At 58.1% G+C, this 2282-nt stretch carries 2 protein-coding genes and 1 pseudogene; 1 reads left to right on the top strand and 2 read right to left on the bottom strand.

What is annotated here, in order from left to right; all coding sequences use genetic code 11:
- The coding region (locus tag PH547_RS33625) for a hypothetical protein (RefSeq protein WP_285170470.1) at positions 1–1483 on the top strand (1483 nt) is incomplete at its 5' end.
- A 345-nt stretch (positions 1484–1828) separates the two neighbouring features.
- Here PH547_RS33625 and PH547_RS33620 read toward each other — a convergent pair.
- Together PH547_RS33620 and PH547_RS33615 are read right to left on the bottom strand one after the other, a co-directional pair.
- A complete protein-coding gene (locus PH547_RS33620) occupies positions 1829–2134 on the bottom strand; it encodes a hypothetical protein (RefSeq protein WP_285170469.1) in 306 nt (101 codons plus the stop codon).
- Positions 2134–2274: pseudogene (locus tag PH547_RS33615) on the bottom strand (transposase domain-containing protein); the annotation flags it as partial. The gene PH547_RS33620 and the pseudogene PH547_RS33615, both read right to left, overlap by 1 nt.
- Between the last annotated feature and the right edge of the window lie 8 nt (positions 2275–2282).

The raw sequence follows: 2282 nt of genomic DNA, 5'->3' as shown, positions 1-2282 counted from the left end.
TGCGCTGATCCAGAGTGCCGTGGTCTTCTTGGTGGCGGCGGTGTGGCAGCAGCGATGGGGAACCATCGTCGACACGAGCTGGCTCATCACGGAAGCAGAGCGGGTACTCAATGGAGAGCGGCTCTACGTCGATGTGATCGATAATAACCCGCCGTTTTCGATCTGGCTTTTCCTGCCGGCGATCATAGCGTCGAGATGGGCAGGGATCGCTCCCGAAATCGGTATCTATCTTTACACCTGCCTCGCAGTGGTCGTGGGTCTGGGTTTATCGGCCGTAATCGTCCGGCGGGCGGGCTTTGCCGAAAATCACGCCCTGCTTCGGCTGCTACCTGTCTTCGTCGCACTTTTCACGATTTTTCCCGGCAATACCTTCACCGAAAGAGATCATGTCGGCACGGTGCTGTTTCTGCCCTTGTTGGCGCTCATGGCATTGCGGGCCGACACCACGCGCCGTGTCGCACCCGGTGTCGCCCTGATTGTCGGCGCCGGGCTTTGCGGCAGTATTCTTGTTCTGGTGAAGGCCTACTATGTCGTGGCTTATATCGTGCCCGCGCTCTATGTGGCCTGGCGGCGACGAAACCTGTGGCTACTTCTGGCGCCCGAGAACTGCATCATCGGCATTGTCGGTGTCGCCTATATCGCGCTCGTTTTTTTGCTGACGCCCGAATTTATGCGAGATCTCCTCCCGCAGATAGCGGATGTCTATATGAAAATGGGCGATCCCGGCAGGGTGGCGCTCAGCTATGCTCCTCCTTACCTGCTGATTGTCCTTCTGTTCCGGATGGTAGCACCCAAAGCGCCGGTTACGCCACTTTGTGCCGTGACGCTTCTGGCGTCACTCGCCGCCGTCGTGCCGTTGGTCTATCAGGGTAAGGGCTGGGCCTACCATGCTTTCGCTGCGATCTCGCTGGCTCTTGTTGCTGTGCTTTGCAGGGTCGCAGCGTCTTCCGGCTGGCGTTACAACCGTGAAACGCTCGGACGTGGCATCCTTTGTGTCATTGTCGTCATGTTTGCATGGCTGCCGTTTTTACAGACGGAGAAGCCGAGCGACGCTTTCGTCGCGGCAGTGAAAGCGGCATCGAAGGGGGAGCCGACGCTCGGCGTCATCGGCAGCGACGTCGCCGCTGCCCATCCGCTCGCCAGGATTCTCGGGGCCCGCTTTTTGTCTGCCAATAACAGCGACTGGTTCGGCGCCCTTGCGTACGTTCTGGCCCGGAAGGCGTCAGCGAAAGGAGAGGTGGCGGATGCCGCTCGCTACCAGAAGCGATCGGATGCCTACCTAGACGCCAAATATGCCGAGTTCGCCAGCCACAACTACGATCTGATCGTCATCCAGCAGGACGAGCCGCTTTGGACCGATCACGTGCTTGGTCAAGCACGTTTTGCAGCGCTGCTTTCCGCATATCATCCCATTGCTGGGGATGAGCGGTTTACGGTCTATGGCCGCGCCGCTCCTGCCGACCAGAGTTCAATTGCTCGGTGAGCGCTGATGCAGATAGTTTCTATGGCGACTTCGGAGCGTCACTAAGCCCGGTGTCCGGCTCATGCGCATATGGTGAAGGCCATGACGCTGGAAACGACCATTGCGAGGCGGCAATTTCGACGCGATCACGTGAACCAATTGATGCGGACGAACGTGACGCCCACTCCATCGCGACCGTTTGTCGCAGGCCTAAAGCTCTGCCGAAGGTTATCGAGATACTCCTCGCAAATATTCTTCACCAGATGCTGCAGGTCATTTGTGCGCTCGGCGACCCAGATGAGCGCTTCTTCGCTGATGCTAAGTGAGCGTCCGGCGAAGGCATTTCGCTTGGTTGAGAGGCCGATATTATAGGCCGCGTTTCATCTCGTCTGCCATAACGCGTTCGACCACATCCGGATCGCATCGTTCATCGACGAGGAACTGGCGGATTCCACCGCTCCATGTCCGTATGTCGGCGAGGAGATTTTGGAGCTCATCCACGCCGTTCTCGGTTAGGCCCTTTGTGCCGTATTCGCTGCCGTCGCGGACATAAAGCAATTCGCCCTCGCTGATATTGTCCGAGTTGGCGGTCACCTCCTCGATCAACTCGAGGTTCTCGCCGATCATCTCAGCGACCTCTTTAAGAGTATATATGATCCTGGAACGTGCCATCACGCAGCCTCGTATCGGTCTTTCGCCGGCACCCACTGCCACGGCAGCAATTCCTGGAGCCGATCCTTTGGATGGCTCTGGATCCTGGTCAGGACGTCTGTGAGATAGACCTCCGGATTGTGGCCATGGAGTTTGGCAGTTTATGCCG

The organism is Rhizobium cerradonense (assembly GCF_030182455.1).
Taxonomy (GTDB): Bacteria; Pseudomonadota; Alphaproteobacteria; order Rhizobiales; family Rhizobiaceae; genus Rhizobium.
The sequence above is the reverse complement of the archived record's forward strand: the minus strand, read 5'-3'. Positions and strand labels throughout refer to the sequence as shown.

Excerpts from the sequence above, each read along its gene's own strand:
- PH547_RS33620 (WP_285170469.1), bottom strand. The coding sequence starts at position 2,134 with ATGGCACGTTCCAGGATCATATATACTCTTAAAGAGGTCGCTGAGATG.